19 protein-coding genes are annotated in these 17,204 nt (G+C 70.6%); 12 read left to right on the top strand and 7 right to left on the bottom strand.

The features are described from left to right. Positions 1–35 precede the first annotated feature (35 nt). The 5 genes from ACRSBM_RS14725 to ACRSBM_RS14705 are packed head-to-tail and all read left to right on the top strand — an operon-like array spanning position 36 to position 5,494. A complete protein-coding gene (locus ACRSBM_RS14725) occupies positions 36–1,316 on the top strand; it encodes an ABC transporter substrate-binding protein (RefSeq protein WP_434443935.1) in 1,281 nt (426 codons plus the stop codon). Further along, positions 1,313–2,293, top strand: coding sequence for a carbohydrate ABC transporter permease (locus ACRSBM_RS14720; RefSeq protein ID WP_434443934.1), 981 nt, complete (start codon positions 1,313–1,315; stop codon positions 2,291–2,293). The genes ACRSBM_RS14725 and ACRSBM_RS14720 overlap by 4 nt, the downstream gene beginning before the upstream one ends. Before the next feature lie 2 nt (positions 2,294–2,295). After that, positions 2,296–3,117, top strand: coding sequence for a carbohydrate ABC transporter permease (locus ACRSBM_RS14715; protein ID WP_434443933.1), 822 nt, complete (start codon positions 2,296–2,298; stop codon positions 3,115–3,117). After that, positions 3,114–4,436: a GH1 family beta-glucosidase gene (locus ACRSBM_RS14710; protein WP_434443932.1), complete on the top strand. Its 1,323-nt coding sequence runs from the start codon at positions 3,114–3,116 to the stop codon at positions 4,434–4,436. Before ACRSBM_RS14715 ends, ACRSBM_RS14710 begins: the two co-directional genes overlap by 4 nt. A gap of 56 nt (positions 4,437–4,492) precedes the next feature. After that, entirely contained in the window at positions 4,493–5,494 is a 1,002-nt protein-coding gene (locus ACRSBM_RS14705) for a LacI family DNA-binding transcriptional regulator (protein WP_434443931.1), read from the top strand. A 173-nt stretch (positions 5,495–5,667) separates the two neighbouring features. Here the strand turns inward: ACRSBM_RS14705 and ACRSBM_RS14700 are convergent, their stop codons facing one another. Further along, complete coding sequence (locus ACRSBM_RS14700) at positions 5,668–6,717, bottom strand: glycosyltransferase (protein WP_434443930.1); 1,050 nt, start codon at positions 6,715–6,717, stop codon at positions 5,668–5,670. Positions 6,718–6,822: 105 nt separating this feature from the next. Beyond that, positions 6,823–7,575 carry a GntR family transcriptional regulator gene (locus tag ACRSBM_RS14695; protein WP_434443929.1) on the bottom strand — a complete coding sequence of 251 codons (753 nt, stop codon included), beginning with the start codon at positions 7,573–7,575 and terminating at the stop codon, positions 6,823–6,825. Positions 7,576–7,669: 94 nt separating this feature from the next. Between ACRSBM_RS14695 and ACRSBM_RS14690 the strand changes: the two genes are divergently transcribed. The 7 genes from ACRSBM_RS14690 (at position 7,670) to ACRSBM_RS14660 (ending at position 13,043) form a co-directional block, all read left to right on the top strand. Continuing rightward, positions 7,670–8,932, top strand: a complete 1,263-nt coding sequence (locus tag ACRSBM_RS14690; RefSeq protein WP_434443928.1) for an MFS transporter — start codon at positions 7,670–7,672, stop codon at positions 8,930–8,932. A 26-nt stretch (positions 8,933–8,958) separates the two neighbouring features. Beyond that, on the top strand, positions 8,959–10,341 hold the full coding sequence (locus tag ACRSBM_RS14685; RefSeq protein WP_434443927.1) for an acyclic terpene utilization AtuA family protein: 1,383 nt from the start codon (positions 8,959–8,961) through the stop codon (positions 10,339–10,341). After that, positions 10,334–10,666, top strand: a complete 333-nt coding sequence (locus ACRSBM_RS14680) for a DUF4387 domain-containing protein (RefSeq protein WP_434443926.1) — start codon at positions 10,334–10,336, stop codon at positions 10,664–10,666. The genes ACRSBM_RS14685 and ACRSBM_RS14680 overlap by 8 nt, the downstream gene beginning before the upstream one ends. A gap of 96 nt (positions 10,667–10,762) precedes the next feature. Then, positions 10,763–11,944 (top strand): serine/threonine-protein kinase, encoded by a 1,182-nt coding sequence (locus ACRSBM_RS14675; RefSeq protein WP_434443925.1) that lies wholly within the window; start codon positions 10,763–10,765, stop codon positions 11,942–11,944. A 68-nt stretch (positions 11,945–12,012) separates the two neighbouring features. Continuing rightward, positions 12,013–12,441, top strand: a complete 429-nt coding sequence (locus ACRSBM_RS14670; RefSeq protein ID WP_434443924.1) for a TetR/AcrR family transcriptional regulator — start codon at positions 12,013–12,015, stop codon at positions 12,439–12,441. Continuing rightward, positions 12,426–12,611: a hypothetical protein gene (locus ACRSBM_RS14665; RefSeq protein ID WP_434443923.1), complete on the top strand. Its 186-nt coding sequence runs from the start codon at positions 12,426–12,428 to the stop codon at positions 12,609–12,611. Before ACRSBM_RS14670 ends, ACRSBM_RS14665 begins: the two co-directional genes overlap by 16 nt. 24 nt (positions 12,612–12,635) lie before the next feature. Then, on the top strand, positions 12,636–13,043 hold the full coding sequence (locus ACRSBM_RS14660) for an SRPBCC family protein (RefSeq protein ID WP_434443922.1): 408 nt from the start codon (positions 12,636–12,638) through the stop codon (positions 13,041–13,043). 4 nt (positions 13,044–13,047) lie between these two features. On the opposite strand, the gene ACRSBM_RS14655 is transcribed toward ACRSBM_RS14660, so the two are convergent. The 5 genes from ACRSBM_RS14655 to ACRSBM_RS14635 all read right to left on the bottom strand — a co-directional run bounded on the left by ACRSBM_RS14655 (position 13,048) and on the right by ACRSBM_RS14635 (position 17,117). Next, positions 13,048–13,260, bottom strand: a complete 213-nt coding sequence (locus tag ACRSBM_RS14655; protein ID WP_434443921.1) for a hypothetical protein — start codon at positions 13,258–13,260, stop codon at positions 13,048–13,050. Between the two features lie 36 nt (positions 13,261–13,296). Next, entirely contained in the window at positions 13,297–14,334 is a 1,038-nt protein-coding gene (locus ACRSBM_RS14650) for a hypothetical protein (protein ID WP_434443920.1), read from the bottom strand. 3 nt (positions 14,335–14,337) lie between these two features. Beyond that, positions 14,338–14,892, bottom strand: coding sequence for a hypothetical protein (locus ACRSBM_RS14645; protein WP_434443919.1), 555 nt, complete (start codon positions 14,890–14,892; stop codon positions 14,338–14,340). A gap of 127 nt (positions 14,893–15,019) precedes the next feature. Beyond that, positions 15,020–15,706 carry a TetR family transcriptional regulator gene (locus ACRSBM_RS14640; protein ID WP_434443918.1) on the bottom strand — a complete coding sequence of 229 codons (687 nt, stop codon included), beginning with the start codon at positions 15,704–15,706 and terminating at the stop codon, positions 15,020–15,022. 10 nt (positions 15,707–15,716) lie between these two features. After that, a complete protein-coding gene (locus ACRSBM_RS14635) occupies positions 15,717–17,117 on the bottom strand; it encodes a fatty acid desaturase (protein ID WP_434443917.1) in 1,401 nt (466 codons plus the stop codon). Between the last annotated feature and the right edge of the window lie 87 nt (positions 17,118–17,204).

Below are 17,204 nucleotides of genomic sequence, written 5' to 3'. Positions count from 1 at the left end.
CCGCTTGCAGGCCATCCGCCAACTGGAGGTTCCCGATGGTTGTTCGACCGAGGCGGGCGCTGCTCGCCACCACCCTGCTCGGCGCAGTCGTGGCCGTGTCCGCGTGTGGCGGGGCGGCCGAGTCCGCTTCCGGCGAGACCACGCTCGTCGTCAAGACCTTCAGCCAGTTCGGCTACGACGAGCTGTACCAGGAGTACGAGGCGAGCCACCCCGGCATCAAGATCAAGGAGGAGAACATCGGCAAGCTGGGCGACTACCTGCCGAAACTGCAGCAGTGGCTCGCCACGGGGTCAGGTGCCGGTGACGTCGTCGCCATCGAGGAGGGCATCCTCTCGCAGTTCCTCGCGAAGCCGGACCAGTTCGTGAACCTGCTGGACCACGGCGCGGCGGAGCTCAAGCCGAACTTCCTGGAGTGGAAGTGGAAGCAGGCGTCCACACCGGACGGCAGCAAGGTCGTCGGCCTCGGCACGGACGTGGGCGCGCAGGGCATGTGCTACCGCAAGGACCTCTTCGAGAAGGCAGGTCTGCCGACGGACCGCGAGGAGGTCGGCAAGCTGTGGCCGTCCTGGTCCGACTACATCGCGACCGGCAAGAGGTTCAAGGAGGCGAACACCGGCGCGGGCTGGTACGACTCCTCCGGTGGCCTGTACCAGAACATCCTGATGCAGCAGGGTGATCACACGTACTACGACACGTCGAACAAGCTCGTCATCGACAGCAACCCCGGCGTGCGCAAGGCGTGGGACCAGACGATCGAGATGATCAGGGCCGGTCTCTCCGCCAACATCGAGCAGTGGAGCCCGCAGTGGAACGCGGGGTTCAAGAACGGCACCTTCGCGACCATCCCCTGCCCCTCGTGGATGCTCGGCACGATCGAGAAGCAGTCGGGTCCGGAGAACAAGGGCAAGTGGGACGTCACCCGTGTGCCCGGTGATGGAGCCGTGCGCGGTGGGTCGTTCCTCGCCGTGCCCACGCAGAGCAAGCACCAGCAGCAGGCCGCCGAGCTGGTGAAGTTCCTGACCAGCGCCAAGGGCCAGACCGCGGCGTTCAAGTCGAAGAACAACTTCCCGTCGTCGCCGCAGGCCATCGACGACCCGGCCGTGCAGGGCTTCACGAACCCGTTCTTCAACGACGCGCCCGTCGGCAAGATCTTCGGCGAGAGCGTGAAGGCGCTCAAGCCCGTCTACCTGGGCCCGGACAACAACCCGATCGGCGACCGGGTCGGCAACGCGCTGCTGGCCGTGGAGCAGGGCAAGCTGCAGCCGGACGAGGCCTGGGCGAAGGCCGTCGACGACGCGAAGCGCCTGGTCAAGTGACGCAGCTACGACACGCGGAGGCTGAGCCGCTGCCGGCCGTGAGCGCGGCGGCGGCCAGGCCTCCCGAGCAGCCGCGCACCGGGTGGCGCGCCCGGTTGTCCCGCGCCGAGGTGATCTGGTCGCCGTACCTGTTCGTCGCGCCGTTCTTCGTGATCTTCGCGGTGTTCGGGTTGTTCCCGCTGGTCTACACGGCGTGGGTGTCGTTGCACGACTGGGACATCAGCGGCGCGGGCGCGTTCGTCGGGCTGGACAACTACGTGACGTTGTTCAACGACCCGGACTTCTGGAACGCGGTCTTCAACACCCTGGGCATGCTCGTGCTGGCCACGGTGCCGCAACTGCTGATGGCACTGGTGCTCGCGAGCCTGCTCAACCAGAAGCTGCGCGGGATGACGTTCCTGCGCATGGGAGTGCTGCTGCCCATCGTCACCTCGGTGGCGGCGGTGGGCATCGTGTTCAGCCAGATCTTCGACCGTGACGCCGGCATGGTGAACGGCCTGCTCGGCCTCGTGAACGTCGACGCGGTCGACTGGCGCGCGGACAAGTGGTCGTCGTGGTCGGCGATCGCGACGATGGTGAACTGGCGGTGGACCGGCTACAACGCGCTGATCTACCTCGCGGCGATGCAGGCCGTACCGCGCGACCTGTACGAGGCGGCCACTGTGGACGGTGCGGGCAAGATCAGGCAGTTCTGGTCCATCACGGTCCCCAACATCCGGCCGGCGATCCTGTTCACCGTCGTCATGTCCACCATCGCGGGCATGCAGCTCTTCACCGAGCCGCTCATCTTCGGCCAGGGCAGCTTCGCGATCTCCGGTGGCAGCCTGCGGCAGTTCCAGACCGTGTCGATGTACATGTTCGAGAAGGCGTTCCGCGACTTCGACTACGGCTACGGCTCGGCCGTCGCGTGGATGATCTTCCTGCTGATCACGCTGCTCGGCGTCGTCAACTTCCTGGTCTCGCGGAGGGCGAAGTAGCCATGCGCAAAACCCATCCGCTCGTCTACGTGACGCTGCTCGCGGGGATCGTGCTGTCGGCGTTCCCGCTCTACTGGCTCTTCGTCGTGGCGACCCGCTCCAACGACGTCGTCGGCGACTGGCCACCGCCGCTGCTGCCCGGCCCCAACCTCGCGGAGAACGCCGGCAGGCTGTTCGCCGCGGAGGACGCGAACTTCGCGCTGGGCCTGTGGAACTCGCTGCTGAGCTCGGCGGTGATCACCGTCGCGGTGGTGTTCTTCTCCTCGCTGGCCGGTTTCGCGTTCGCCAAGCTGCGCTTCCGCGGCCGCAACGCCCTGCTGCTGGTCGTCCTCGCCACCATGATGATCCCGGTGCAGATGGGCATCATCCCGCTGTACATGATCATGGTCGAGCTGGGCTGGCAGAACCGGATGGAAGCGATCATCGTGCCGTCGCTCGTCTCCGCGTTCGGCGTGTTCCTGATGCGCCAGTACGCGCAGCAGGCCATCCCGGACGAGTTGATCGAGGCCGCGCGGATCGACGGGTGCGGCACCTTCCGGATCTTCTGGACCGTCGTGCTGCCGGGGTTGCGACCGGGTGCCGCCGTGCTCGGCCTGTTCACGTTCATGGGCGCCTGGAACGAGTTCCTCTGGCCGCTCGCCGTTCTCGAAGCGGACAACCCGACCGTGCAGTTCTCGTTGTCGCAGCTGTCCACCACCTACTACACGGACTACACGCTCATGTTCACCGGTGCGCTGGTCGCCACCGTTCCCCTGTTGCTCGTGTTCATCGCGTTCGGTCGTCAGATCATCGGCGGCATCATGGAAGGGGCGGTCAAGGCATGACCACGTTCGAACCGGGATTCCTGTGGGGCGCGGCCACCTCCAGCTACCAGATCGAGGGCGCGGTGGCCGAGGACGGCCGGCGTCCGTCCATCTGGGACACCTTCTGCGCGACACCGGGCAAGGTCGACGGCGGTGACACCGGCGAGGTGGCCGCCGACCACTACCACCGCTACCCCGAGGACGTCGCGATCATGCGCGAGCTCGGGCTGGGCGCCTACCGGTTCTCCATCGCCTGGCCACGGGTGCAGCCGCTCGGTTCGGGAGCGGTCGAGCAGCGCGGCCTCGACTTCTACCGGCGGCTGGTGGACACGTTGCTGGACAACGGCATCGAGCCGTGGCCGACCCTGTACCACTGGGACCTCCCGCAGCCACTGGAGGACGCGGGCGGCTGGCCGGAGCGGGACACCGCGCTACGCTTCGCCGAATACGCGCAGATCGTGCACGAGGCGCTCGCGGACCGCGTGACCCACTGGACGACGTTGAACGAGCCGTGGTGCTCGGCCTTCCTCGGCTACGCCACCGGCAGGCACGCGCCCGGCCGCCGCGAGCCCGCCGCCGCCGTCCGCGCCGCCCACCACCTGCTGCTCGGGCACGGTCTCGCGGCACGCGAGATGCCCGAGAGCCGGGTCGGGATCACGCTCAACCTCACCCACGTCTCGGCCGTGTCCACGCAGGAGGACGACGCCGACGCGGCCCGCCGGATCGACGGCCTGCAGAACCGGCTGTTCCTCGACCCGGTGCTGCTCGCCGCCTACCCGGACGACGTGCTCGCCGACCTGGCCGCCGTCACCGACTTCGGCCACGTGCAGGCCGACGACCTCAAGACCATCGCCGCGCCGATCGACTTCCTCGGGGTGAACTACTACTCCCCCATGCTGGTCGGGCACGGCACCACCTCCGGCTCGTCCGCCTACGTCGGCTCGGAGCACGTCCAGCACGCCGACGGCGGCCGGCCGCGCACGTCCATCGGCTGGGAGATCGACGCCGGTGGGCTGCTGGAGCTGTTGCTGCGCCTGGACCGCGACTACCCCGCCGTTCCCCTGTACATCACCGAGAACGGAGCGGCGTTCGACGACGAGGTGCACGACGCCGGCCGCGTCGCCTACCTGGAGGGACACGTGCGCGCCTGCGCGGCGGCCGCCTCCGCAGGGGTGCCCCTGAAGGGCTACTTCGCCTGGTCGTTGCTGGACAACTTCGAGTGGGCCTTCGGCTACGCCCAGCGGTTCGGGCTGGTGCACGTCGACTACACCACCCAGCGGCGCACACCCAAGGACAGCGCGCGGTGGTACGCGGGCCTGATCGAGCGCGGCGGACTGTGAGCGCTTACAGAATTGCTACGCTCCACCCAGGCCAACGCAAACAGGGGGAACCACAGATGAACACCCGGCCGCCGACTCTGGAGGAGGTGGCGCAACGCGCGGGCGTCTCCACCGGCACGGTGTCGCGCGTCATCAACAACGCGCGCCACGTCAGCGACAAGTCGCGACGGGCCGTCCAGAGCGCCATCGCGGAGCTCGGCTACGTGCCGAACACGGCCGCCCGCTCGCTCGCCACCCAGCGCAGGGGCGCGGTCGTGCTGGCGATCTCGAGCGACGACCCGGCGTTGTTCGCGAACCTGTTCTTCGCCGAGGTGATCACCGGCGTCAACGCGGTGCTGGAGGAGACGGACCTGCAGCTGATGCTGCTGCTCGCCGCGTCAGAACGCGGCCGCGACCGGTTCGCGAAGGTGCTCCAGTCCCGCGGCGCCGACGGCGTGATGCTGCTGGCGCTCAAGGAGAACGACCCGCTGTCGAAGATGGCCGAGGAGAGCCGCCTGCCCGCGGTCCATGGTGGACGGTCGCTCGACCGCGCACCCAAGTGGTACGTCGACGCGGACAACCGGGGCGGTGCGCGCACGGCCGTGGAGCACCTCATCACGTCCGGGCGGCGCAACATCGGCACCATCACCGGCGAGCTCGACACCCACGCGGGCATGTCCCGCTACATGGGGTTCCGCGAAGCCGTCGTGCTGGCGGGCCTGAGCGACGCGAGGGTGGCGCACGGCGACTTCAGCGAGACCAGCGGCGCCATCGGCATGAAGCTCCTGCTCGCCGACCACCCCGACCTCGACGCCGTGTTCGTCGCGTCGGACGCGATGGCCACCGGTGCGCTCACCGTGCTGCGCGAGCACGGCAAACGGGTCCCTCAGGACGTCGCGGTGGTCGGGTTCAACGACATCGTCACGGCCCAGCACACCCAGCCCGCGCTGACCACGGTCCGGCAGCCGATCGAGGCGCTCGGCCGCGAGATGACCCGGATGCTGATCCGGCTGTTGAACGGGGAGCAGCCGACGTCGCTGATACTGCCGACGGAGCTGATCGTGCGCGATTCGGCCTGAGCGGGGGTGCGTTCGGATTCGGGGCGGCGTGCGGCACGCTGGACGCGAGGTGGCCGGCATCAGCCCGAGCAGGCACCGGCAGGCGGTGCGACGGACTGGACCGGACGTGAAGTCGTCGCCAACTGCCCGCCCGCCTCGCCACCACCCAGCCCGACAGCGGCAACTCCGGCCGGTCAGCCCCCGTTCACCCCGACCGCCGGCGAGGTGACGGCCGACTGGACCAACCGCCGGTACAGCCGGTCCACGGTCACGGCGACGGACGGCCACGTGTGGCGGGCGTCGACCCGGTCCACCGCGGCGATCCCGCAGGAGTCCCTGAGGGTGTCGTCGGCCAGCACGGCCCACAGCGTCCTGACCAGCTGCTTCGGCTCGCGCGGCGGCACCAGGACGCCCGTCACACCGTCGATCACGGCATCGGTGAGCCCTCCGACAGCGGTCGCGACCACCGGGACGCCGCACGCCATCGCCTCCAGCGGCAACGGGTCCCACGACGGGAGCCTCGGCACGTACGCCACCACGTCCGCCGACCGCAACAGCGCGGGCATGTCCCGCCGTGCGACCGGGCCCAGCAGTAGGGTGCGTTTCTCCACGCCGAGCTGACGTACCCGGCTCAGCACCCGGTCGGCTCCACCGGCGGCGTGCGCTCCCGCGATCACCAGCTCGACGTCCGGCAGCCGCGGCAGCGCCGCGACGAGGTCAGCGGCACCGTTGTCCGACAACGGGTCCACCATGGTGACGATACGACGCATCGGCCCGCGGGCGGCCACCTCACCGTGGGACTGGAACAGGTCGGTGTCGACGCCGCGGGCCACGACCGCGATCCGTGCCCGCGGTATTCCGGCGGCGGCCAGGTCGAACATCTCGTGCTCGCAGCTCGCCAGGACCAGGGCCGCTTCCCTGCTCACCAGCCGTTCGACGTCCGCTCGCCGGCCGAAGCCGTGGAAGGACTGCACCACCGGCAGGCCCGACGTCCGCGCGGCCAGCGAAGCCGCGAGACCCGGCCGCCAGGAGTGCGCGTGCACGAGGTCCGGCCGCGAACGGTTCCAGTCGGCGCGCAGGACCTCGACGAAGTCACCCAGGTGCAGCTCCTGGTCGGCCTGCGCTCCGTCCAGGCGGTGCGCGGTCACCTCGTGGCCCAGCGCCGTCAGGGCTTTCGACAGGTCCGTGACGTGAACGTCGCGCCACTCGGGCGTGTCCTCCGCGGACACCATGGCGATCTTCATCCGCCCTCTTTTACGGCTTGACCGTGATGGAGGGCTGCCTGCTGAACCCGGAACCGAACGTAGCGCACCCCCGGCGCGGCCGCACGGCACCAGCCGCACCCCAGGTCAGCGCGGTGAACCGAGCCGATCCGGCGAGCGCACCTCGCCGGGCGGGCGGCGCAGATCGTCGAGCCCGCCGCGGACGTCCTCGATGGCGATGCGTTCCGCGGTGGCGCCCTCGCCTGCCCTCAGGGCACGGACGAGAGCGCGGTGGCCCGCGTAGCGGTCGAGGCCGTACTCGTGGTTCGCGTGCACCCGTTCCAGGACGCGGGTCCGGCGTTCCGCGCGGGTGAACACCCTGGTCTGGTCGAGCAACCTGACCAGGACGGCGTTGCCCGCGCAGGCGGCGACCGCGTCGTTGAAGCGCTGCATGGTGTCGAGCAGCGCGTTGAGGTGCTTCTCGACGGGGCGCCCCTCGGCGTCGCGCTGCTTGATGACGATCAGCAGGTCGTCCGCCTCGTCGAGGATCGTGTCCAGTCCGTCGAGCTGGGCGGCGGTCGCGTGCCGGGCGGCGAACCGGGCGATGAGACCGCGCAGCGCGATCTCGACCTCGGCGAGGTCCTCGACGGCGGCGGCGCCGATGTCCGCGACGACGACCGTGCGCGGACCGGTCCTCGTGATGAGGCCGTCCTGCTCCAGCCGGCGGATGGCCTCGCGGACCGGGGTGGGGCTCATCGACAGCCGCTCAGCCAGCCCCCGTTCGGTGATCTTCACGTTGGGCGCCAGCTCACCGGCGGCGATGGCGTCCTGCACCTCGCGGTACGCCCGGCCGGCGAGCGTGTCGGGCTGGGACGCGCGGGGATCTTCGTCGGCCGTCACGAGCACCGATACTACGTCAAACGCGTACGCTATCGCTTGACCGTTTTGCTATAGCATTCTAGGTTGAGGCCCCGGCGAGCCAACGGAGGCTTCGATGACAGCACTCGCCACGCCGGCGGACCGGCGGCTCACCAGGCGGATCACGTTCTTCGTCGCGCTGGCCGTGTTCGCGCAGGAGGCGACCTGGGACTTCTACGACGCCCAGGTGCCCCCGCTGCTGCGCGAGCACATCGCGAGCACCGCCGTCGTCGGCCTGCTGATGGGCATGGACAACCTGCTCGGCATCTTCGTTCAGCCCTGGATCGCCCACCGCTCGGACAACACCCGGACACGCTGGGGCCGCAGGATCCCCTACCTGGCGGTGGGGATGCCTCTGGCGGCGGTGCTGTTCACGCTGATCCCGCTGGCGACGTCGTTGCCGGCGCTGGTCGCGGTCATCTTCGTCTACGCCCTGGTGGGCAACAGCTTCAAGCCGATCGCGCAGGCCCTGCTGCCCGACTTCATCGAGCCGGAGCGGCGTGGCAGGGCCAACGCCGTGGTGAAGATCGCCTCTGGACTCACGATCATCGTGTCCGCGCTCATCAGCGCCCTGATGGTGGACGACCACCCGGAACTCGCCTTCACCGTCCCGGCCGTGCTGATGCTGGTGTGCACCGCGGTCCTCGTCTCACGGGTGCGCGACAACACGTCCAGGTCGTACCGGCTCGCGCTCGCCGAGGACGGCGAGGCCGCGGACGAACCCGCCGTGCGACTGCGCCACGTGTTCACCGACATCGTGCGCGACCCGAACCGCAGCAGGCTCCTCGTGGTCACCGCGGTGCTGCTGTTCGCGTCCGCCTGGTTCTCCTCGCGTTCCCTGTTCACCCCGTACGGCATGGAGACGCTCGGCCTGTCCCGCGGCGCGGCGGGCTCGCTGACGTTCCCCAGCGGCATCGCGTTCCTCGCCGCCGCCTACCCCGCGGCGTTGCTCGCCGAACGCATCGGACGCATCCGGACGATGACCATCGGGATGGCGGTCTTCGGCGCCTCGCTCGCCTTCGGCGCCCTCGTGCCGACTCCCGCCGCCACCGTCGTCGCCTTCTGCGTCGCGGCCGTCGGCGCGTCCGGGTTCCTGATCAACGCCGCCGTCGTCCTGTGGAACCTGGCGCCGTCCGCCCGCGTGATCGGCGTCTACACCGGTCTGTACACCGTGAGCTGGGCTGTCGGCGGGTTCATCGGCCCCGGGGTGGTCGGCGCGATGGTCGACGTCACCGGGTGGCGGTACATGCTCCTCGACATCGCCCTGGTCAGTTCACTCGCCACCGCGGTGATCCTGCGCGTCGCCGCGGTGAGCCGCCGCCACTCGACCTCGCTTTAGATCTCAGAACTGGAAGGACTTCCGCAATGAGCGCTCCCACCGGAGCCGTCCGCGTCCTGGCGCCCACGGGCATGCTCGGCGCCGGGTTCGAGCAGTCCACAGTGGACCGCGGGCTCGAGCTCGGTGCCGACGTCATCGCCGTCGACGCCGGATCCACCGACTCGGGTCCGCACTACCTCGGCACCGGCACCGCCAAGACGACAGCGAGCGCCGTCGCCCGCGACCTGCGGATCCTGCTGCGCGCCTCGGCCAAGGCCGGTATTCCGCTGGTCGTCGGGTCCTGCGGCACCAGCGGCACCGACTCGGGGGTCGAGTGGGTCGCCGGGATCGTGGACGCCGTCCTGCTCGAGGAGGGGCTCGACCTCTCCGTGGCGACGATCCTCAGCGAGCAACAGGCCTGCTTCGTCAACGCACGACTGCGCGAGGGCGCGGTGCACCCGCTCGCCCCGGCGGGACCGCTCGACGAGGCCACTGTGGACAGTTGCACCCACATCGTCGGGATGATGGGCCACGAACCCATCGAGCAGGCCCTGCGGGAGGGCGCCGACGTCGTGCTCGCGGGCCGCGCCACCGACACCGCCGTCGCCGCCGCGTTCCCGTTGATGAAGGGGATGCCGGCCGGCCCGGCCTGGCACGCCGCGAAGATCGTGGAGTGCGGCGGCCAGTGCACGACGAACCCGCGCACCGGCGGCGTGCTCGCGACGATCGACCAGACGGGGTTCACGATCGAACCGCTCGACCCGGAGGCCGCGTGCACGCCGATCTCCGTTGCCGCGCACATGCTCTACGAGACGGTGAACCCGTTCCGGATGCGGGAGCCCGCCGGCGAGCTGGACGTCACGGCGGCCACCTACACGGCCCTCGACGACCGGCGGGTCCGCGTCGAAGGCTCCCTGTTCCACCCGGCCGGCCAGCACACGGTCAAGCTGGAGGGCGCCAGGGTCACCGGCTACGAGACGATGTCGTTCACGGCGATCCGCGACGAGCACATCCTCGCGAACATCGAGGAGTGGACCGACCTGTTCGTGAAGGTCTTCACCGGCCGCGTCGCACAGACACTCGGGCTCGGCACCGCGGACTACTCCTTCGACCTGCGCCGCTACGGCTACGACGCCGTGCTGGGCACGCTCGATCCCGCTGCCCGGCCGCCCCGCGAGATCGGCGTGATGCTGCTCGTCCGCGCCGCGACCCAGGAGCTCGCGACCGCCGTCGCCAAGGTCGCCAACCCGCTGATGCTGCACCTGCCGACCCCGGACATGGCCTACCTGCCGAGCCTGGCGTTCGCGACCTCCCCCGCCGAGACCGAGCGCGGCCCGGTCCACGAGTTCGTGCTGAACCACGTCGTCGACACCCGCACTCCCACCGAGATGTTCCGCATCGAGCACCGGAAGGCCCCCGCCCATGACTGATCAGCCCGTGCGGACGTTCGGCGACCTCGCGCTGGAGGTCCGCTCGAAGAACGCCGGCCCGTTCTGGGTCACGATGGAGCTGTTCCTGCGGGACGAGGCGGGCTACGCGCTGGCCGCCGCGCCGGAGACCATCAACGAGGACGTCATCGCGCTGCTGTACGACGTGCGCGCCGAGGACGTCCAGATCTTCCGGATCCCGTCGCTCAACGTCGTCAAGATCTCGTTCCCCCGGCCCGTCGCCCAGGCGAGCCTGACCGACCGCGACATCCACGCCGGTCAGCACCACGTCCCCCTGGCCTGTCTGGCGGTCCGCAACGACAGTTGAGGTGAACTCACAACGGCGAAAGGCGGGCCGGGGAAGGTTGACGGTGGCGGTCAGCGGGAACACCCGACACAGCTGATCACCGACGGGAGAACCCTCATGGCCGTGCCGACGCCCCACCGGTCCTCCCCCGGCCGTGTGCTCGCGGAGCGGTACGAGCTCGCCGATCTGCTGGGCTCGGGCGGCATGGCCGAGGTGCGCCGCGCCTGGGACATGCGCCTGCACCGGCACGTCGCGGTGAAGCTCTTCCAGGCCGGGTCGGAGCTCTCCCACGAACGGCGCTTCGACAACGAGATCAGGACCCTCGCCTCGTTTTCCCACCCCCGGCTCGTGCAGGTGCACGACGCGGGAACGAGCGGCGGCACCCCGTTCGTCGTGCTCCAGCTCGTCGAGGGGCCCACTCTGCGCGACCGCATCGACGACGAAGGGCCGCTCGCGGTCGACGAGGTGCGGCGGCTCGGAGCGGACCTCGCCGACGCCCTCGCCTACGTGCACGCGATGGACGTCGTGCACCGCGACGTCAAACCGTCCAACATCCTGCTCGACCAGGAAGGCGAGGCCCACCTCGCGGACTTCGGCCTGGCGCGCCTGATCGGCACGACCCGGTTCACGAGGCCCGACCAGCTGGTCGGCACCGCCGCCTACCTCGCGCCGGAGCAGGTGCGCGGGGAGCCGCTGGACCAGGCGGTGGACGTCTACGCGCTCGGCCTGGTGCTGCTCGAATGCCTCACCGGCAAGCGGGAGTTCGAGGGCGGTGACATCGAGGCCGCGGTCGCCCGCCTGCACCGGCGGCCCTCGATCCCCGGCTCGCTCCCGCCCGACCTCAAGCGCCTGCTGACGCTCATGACCTCGTGGTCGCGCCGCCGCCGTCCGACGGCCGCCGACTGCGCCCTCGCTCTGCGGGGTGCGGCCGAGACGCCCACCCGTGTCGGTGCCGCGATTCGCCGCCACCCGTCGCACGTGCTGATGACGTCGGTCGCCGTGGCCGTGCTCGCGACGGCGGGTGTCAGCGCCGCGCTGTTCTCGTCGTCACCGCCCGCGGAATCGGCGCCTCCCGCGGCCACCACGCCGGCGGCCACGTCCCCGGCCGAGGTGCCGGCGCCGGCGACCGGTACAGCAGAACCACAGGCCCCGGCCCCGGTCGTGCCGGTGCAGGTGCAGGCGAACGAGAACGCCGGCGACGGGGCCGATGACAAGGGCGGCGAGCGGGTCAAGGACGACGACGCGAAGCAGTCCGGCAAGAACAGCGGCAAGGGCAAGGGGCGTCCCGGCGACGAGTGAACGACCGGCGGGGACACTCGCGGCAGGCGTCCTGTCCAGTGGCGATCACCGGGGTAGCGTTCAGCGACGTGGAACCCGTTGCACTGCCGCTCGGCCGGCCTCGTGAGGAGCGGGCCGACGCCGCGCGCAACCGGGCCCACCTGATCGACGTCGCCCGGCGGATGGTCGAGGAACTCGGCGCCGACAAGGTCACCATGGACGGCCTCGCCGACCGCGCCGGGCTCGGCAAGGGCACGGTGTTCCGCCGCTTCCGTACCCGTGCGGGCATCTTCCTCGCGCTGCTGGACGAGGAGGAGAAGCTCTTCCAGCAGCGGCTGATGACCGGTCCGCCGCCGCTGGGTCCCGGCGCCCCGGCGGTCGAGCGACTGGTGGCGTTCGGCCGGGCGCGGCTCGGGTTCCTGGTGGAGCACACCGCACTGGCCGTGCCGCGCTCGACCCCGGCCAGCCGGTTCCCGCCGGTGAGAGCCCGTCGCTGTTCCACGTGCAGATGCTGCTGAGCGAGGCGTGTCCGGACGAGGCCGCGAGCGGCACCCTCGCGTTGCAGCTCGTCGCCGCGCTGGAGGGGCCGATCCTGCTGTACGTGCGGGCGCCCGAGCCCGCTCCCACCACCGTGGTGACCAGGCTGGCCACCAGCTGGCGGGTTCTCGTCGAGCGCGTCTGCGGATGACGCGGGCGGGGTACCCCGGCTGGCATGGCGACCTACACGCACACGGCAGAGGCCGACCTCCCGGCCGACACGCTGTTCGGTTTCCTGGCCGAGCCCAGGAACCTGCCCCGGTACTTCCCGCAGATGACCACCGCCGAGCCCGAGGGCGGCGAACAGGTGCACGTGGAGGCCGACGTGCACGGCCACCACGTCGAGGGCGAGGCGTGGGTGCGGCCGGACGCCCGACGCAGGACGCTCGAGTGGGGCGCCGAGGGCCAGGACGACTACCACGGTGAGCTCCAGGTCGAGGAGGTTGCCGCCGGCCGGTCCCGCATCACGGTGAGCCTGCACAGCGTGCGCGAGGCCCAGGGCGACGAAGTCCAGCGAGGGCTCGAACAGACCGTCGCCGCGCTCACCCGGACCGCGGCCGCCGACAGCCGCCAGACCGACTGACACCTCAGAGCACATCGGCGAGCAGCGCCGCGGCACGGGCCGCGCCGCCGGCCTCGATCGGCCGGTAGCGGACGTCGCGCTGGACCTCCTCGGCGATGGCGGCGGCCAGGACCTCGCGGTCGACGACGTCGTCGTAGGTCATGCACCGGCCTGCTCCGTACCGTTCGAGCCGATGCCCGACGCGGAAGTTCTGCTCGAAGTGGTGGCGCAACGACACGAAGATGACGATCCACCGTCACGAAGCGCCTGGCGCTCAACGGATTCCGCTCGCCCGGCGTTCCTCGCGGGCCTGCTCGATGCGCTGCTCCAGCGCCTCGAACCACTGCTGCCCCGGCTCACCGCAGCTGTCGCGGATCTCCAGCTTCAGGTCGGACGTGTTGGCGTTCAGGTCGCGGACCATGTCGAGCCCTTCCTCGACCTGCACCCGCAGCTCGCCGTGCGACCGGGCCAGATGCGCCGCGGCGGCGTGCATCTCGGCGCGGGCCCGGCCCGGAATGACCAGGCGGTGCGGTGCGAGCCGTGCCCGGCGCACGAGGTACGACATCGTGTGCAACGAGGTCTGCGCGGACTGGTAGGCCATGTGCGCGGTGTCGGCGCACTGGTACGACTCGCGGTGGAACGTGCGCAAGGAGTGGAAGTCGATGTCGGAAGGAGCCGTGTTCCGCACGGGTTTCTTCGGGCCGCTGGAGCCGCTTCGCGGATGGCCGGCGGGACCACTGCCCCGCGCGCGGAGCTTCGTCAGCCGCGCCCGCACCTGGTCGGCCTGGCGGCGCACCCGGTCGTTCTCGGCGCGGACCCGGCGCAGGTTGCGGTCGGCCTCCTCGGCCGCCGCACGCACCTGCGCGACGGTGACGCGCCGCGGCCGGCGGTCCCACAGCGAGAGCGCGACCAGCACACCGATGCCGGTGCCCGCCGTGGCGACAAGGGGCATCAACCCGTCGTCGATCACGTGGTCGCCGGGCGTCAGGCTCGCGAAGGCGACCACGTTCATCGCGCCCAGCAGCAGCACCCCGTGCGCGAGGAACCCGAGCCAGCGCGTGACCACCGGCGTCGACCCGCCGCGCAGCCTGCCGTTCCTCCTCAACGACCGCCGGGCCAGCAACACGGCCAGCGGCAGCGCGGCGGCCGACATGCCCAGCCACTGCGAGAGGTAGGCCTCCTGCTCCGCCGATCCCCGGACGAGGATGTGCGCCGCGACGGCCGGTGACACCAGGAGCATCGCCAGCGGCAGGGCGAAGAACAGGCCGAAGATGAGCAGCGGGCACCCGCAGCCGCCGCGGTTACCGGCCAAGACTCACCGCTCCCGGCGGCCGCGGCCGTTGTCCTGCGCCCTGCCGCCCTGTCTGCCCGATCTTCGCCGCGGGGTGCTCTTCGGTGCCAGGGACGCCGCGCCGGAGCCGTTGAGCACCCTGTCGATGACGACCGCCACCCCGCCGGCGAGGTCGGAATGGTGCTGGACGAGCATGGTGGTGAAGTGCTGCGTCAGCTCGATGTACGCGCGGCGCTCGGCCAGCGGCAGCCCCGGTTTGACGGTCTCGCGCTGCATGTTGACCATGCACTCGCGCAGGGCGCCCGCGCTGACGTCCGCCCGTCCCAGCTCCCGCTTCACCTGCCGCAGTGAGGCCGACGACTCCCGCCGGCGCTGTTCCAGCAGCTTGAGCCTGATCTCCCTGTCGCCGGCCGCCTTGGTCTCCTCCAGGGCCAGCCGGCGCAGCTCCGCGTTCAGCGCGTAGGACTCCGCGACGTGCCGGCCGGTATCGCCGAGCGGGCTCAGCGACTCCGCGATCCGCGACACCGCGTCGCCGAACACCACGTCGTCTCCGGTCACGCGGATCAAGCCGTTCGACACGCACACCGCCTTCGGACGATCACTTCAGGGTGATCCACCCTACCGTCCGGAGCGTTACAGTTTTCCGTTGCGGCACAGGAAGTCCACGCGAGCGCGACTCGTCCGTTCGGATCATGGAGCGCCTGCGTCAGCCGTAACGCAGCGGCTTGCGCGCGGGCTCTTCGAGGACGCGGGAGGCGAGCCACGCGATGCCGTCCGCGGTGCCCGCCGGGGTGCCCGCCGGCTGGACGACGTGGCTGAGCACGGCACGGGTGATCAGGTCGATCAGGACCTCGACCTGCTCGGCCGTGAGCCGGGGCCGGTAGGCCGCGACCCGTTCGGCGAGCATCGCCTTGACCTCGGTGAGCAGCGACTCGGCCTGGGTGGTCAGCAACGGCACCAGTTCGGTGTCCGCGCCGTGCGTCGCCGAGGCGATGGCCCGGACCAGGAGGTTGTCGCGGGCCAGTTCGAGGACGTCGCGGACGGCGTCGTGGATCGCCTCGACGAGATCGCTGGTGTGGCGGTCGAACGCGTCCCGGATCGCGGCGAGGAACCGGGCGAGCTCGTGGGCGAGCATGGCGTCCGCGAGCGCGTTCTTGGAGCCGATCTCGTTGTAGACGGTCTGACGGCTGACACCGACCTGCTCGGCGAGCCGCGCCATGGTGACCGCGGCCCAGCCGTGGCGCGCGGTCATCTCGATGGCCGCCTCGATGATCGGCTGCCGGCGCTGGCCGCCGGCGGCCGCCTCGACCAACGGTTGCCGACGCCGGCCACCCGCAGCCGCCTGCGTGACCGGCCGCCGGCGCCCGCCACCCGCCTGAGGAGTCCCGCCCATGACGTCGATCCTAGGCCGACGCCACCCGGCCCGGCGCGACAAAGTCGATCTTCTCCCGCACCCCGCAGTCCGGGCAGCACCAGGAGTCCGGGATCGCCGACCACGGCGTTCCGGCCGGGAAGCCCTCCCGCGGATCGCCGGTGTTCTCGTCGTAGACGTAGCCGCAGCCGGGGCACATCCCGCCCGCGGTCGCGTCGCCGCGGGTGTCGGCCACGACGTCCTCGCGGGTGCCGGTGCCGCCGTAGCGGGCGAGGATCTTCGCGCGCCTGTCCGGCTGGATGTTCGCGCGGCCGATGTCGCCGCCGAAGTGAGCGCGCACCCGCGGGTCCATCACGCGGCGCCACAGCGGTGGTACCAGGGCCAGCAGGATCATGCCCGCGTAGCCGGTCGGCAGCACCGGCGACTCGGCGTAGTCGCGCAGCGTCTGGTAGCGGCGGGTCGGGTTGGCGTGGTGGTCGCTGTGCCGCTGCAGGTGGTACAGCAGCACGTTGGTGGCGATGTTGTTGGAGTTCCAGCTGTGGCTGGGATCCACGCGCTCGTACCGCCTGCGTTCCGGCGTGCCGACCTTCTGCCGCAGCATCCCGTAGTGCTCCATGTAGTTCACCACCTCGAGCAGCGAGAACCCGATCACCGCCTGGACCACGAGGTAGGGCACGATGCCGGCGCCGAGCCAGGCGATCATCGCCGCCCACAGCACGGCCGACATCAGCCACGCGTTGAGCACGTCGTTGCCCAGCCGGAACGGGTGCCGGTCGCGCCGGCCGTAGCGCTTGCGTTCGAGCCGCCACGCCGACCTCACCGAGCCGGCGACGGTGCGCGGCCAGAAGCGGTAGAAGCTCTCGCCCACGCGGCTGCTCGCCGGGTCCTCAGGGGTCGCGACCCGCACGTGGTGGCCGCGGTTGTGCTCGATGTAGAAGTGGCCGTAGAAGCTCTGCGCGAGCGCGATCTTGGACAGCCAGCGCTCGTGGCTCTCCTTCTTGTGTCCCAGCTCGTGCGCGGTGTTGATGCCGATGCCGCCGATGCACCCGATCGACACGGCCAGGCCGACCTTGTCCACAACGGACAGATCTCCTCGCGCGACCAGCCAGAAGGCCGCCACGAACCCGGCGTACTGGACGGGCAGGAACAGGTAGGTGACCCAGCGGTAGTAGCGGTCGTTCTCCAGCCGCTCGATCACGTCGTCGGGAGGGTTGCCGCGGTCGAGACCGGCCACCAGGTCGATGGCCGGCACGATGCCCAGCACCACGATCGGGCCGATCCAGAACCACACGCCCCAGCCGGTCGCCGCGTGCAGCCCGATCGCGAGGAACGCGAGGGACGGGACGACCAGTCCCAGCAGCCACAGGTACCGCTTGCCGTCGGTCCACTGCTCGGTTGAGCCGACGGGCACCGTTGCCTTCTTGTCGCTCATGCCACACTCCTCAGGAGGTTGACAGAACGATAAGACTTGTAAAGCAGTTTTGACAACAGGTAGCCATTTGTAAACCGTGACGGCTGC

This window comes from Lentzea xerophila (assembly GCF_051094245.1).
In the GTDB taxonomy this organism is placed as follows: domain Bacteria; phylum Actinomycetota; class Actinomycetes; order Mycobacteriales; family Pseudonocardiaceae; genus Lentzea; species Lentzea xerophila.
This window is presented reverse-complemented; position numbering and strand designations above follow the sequence as displayed.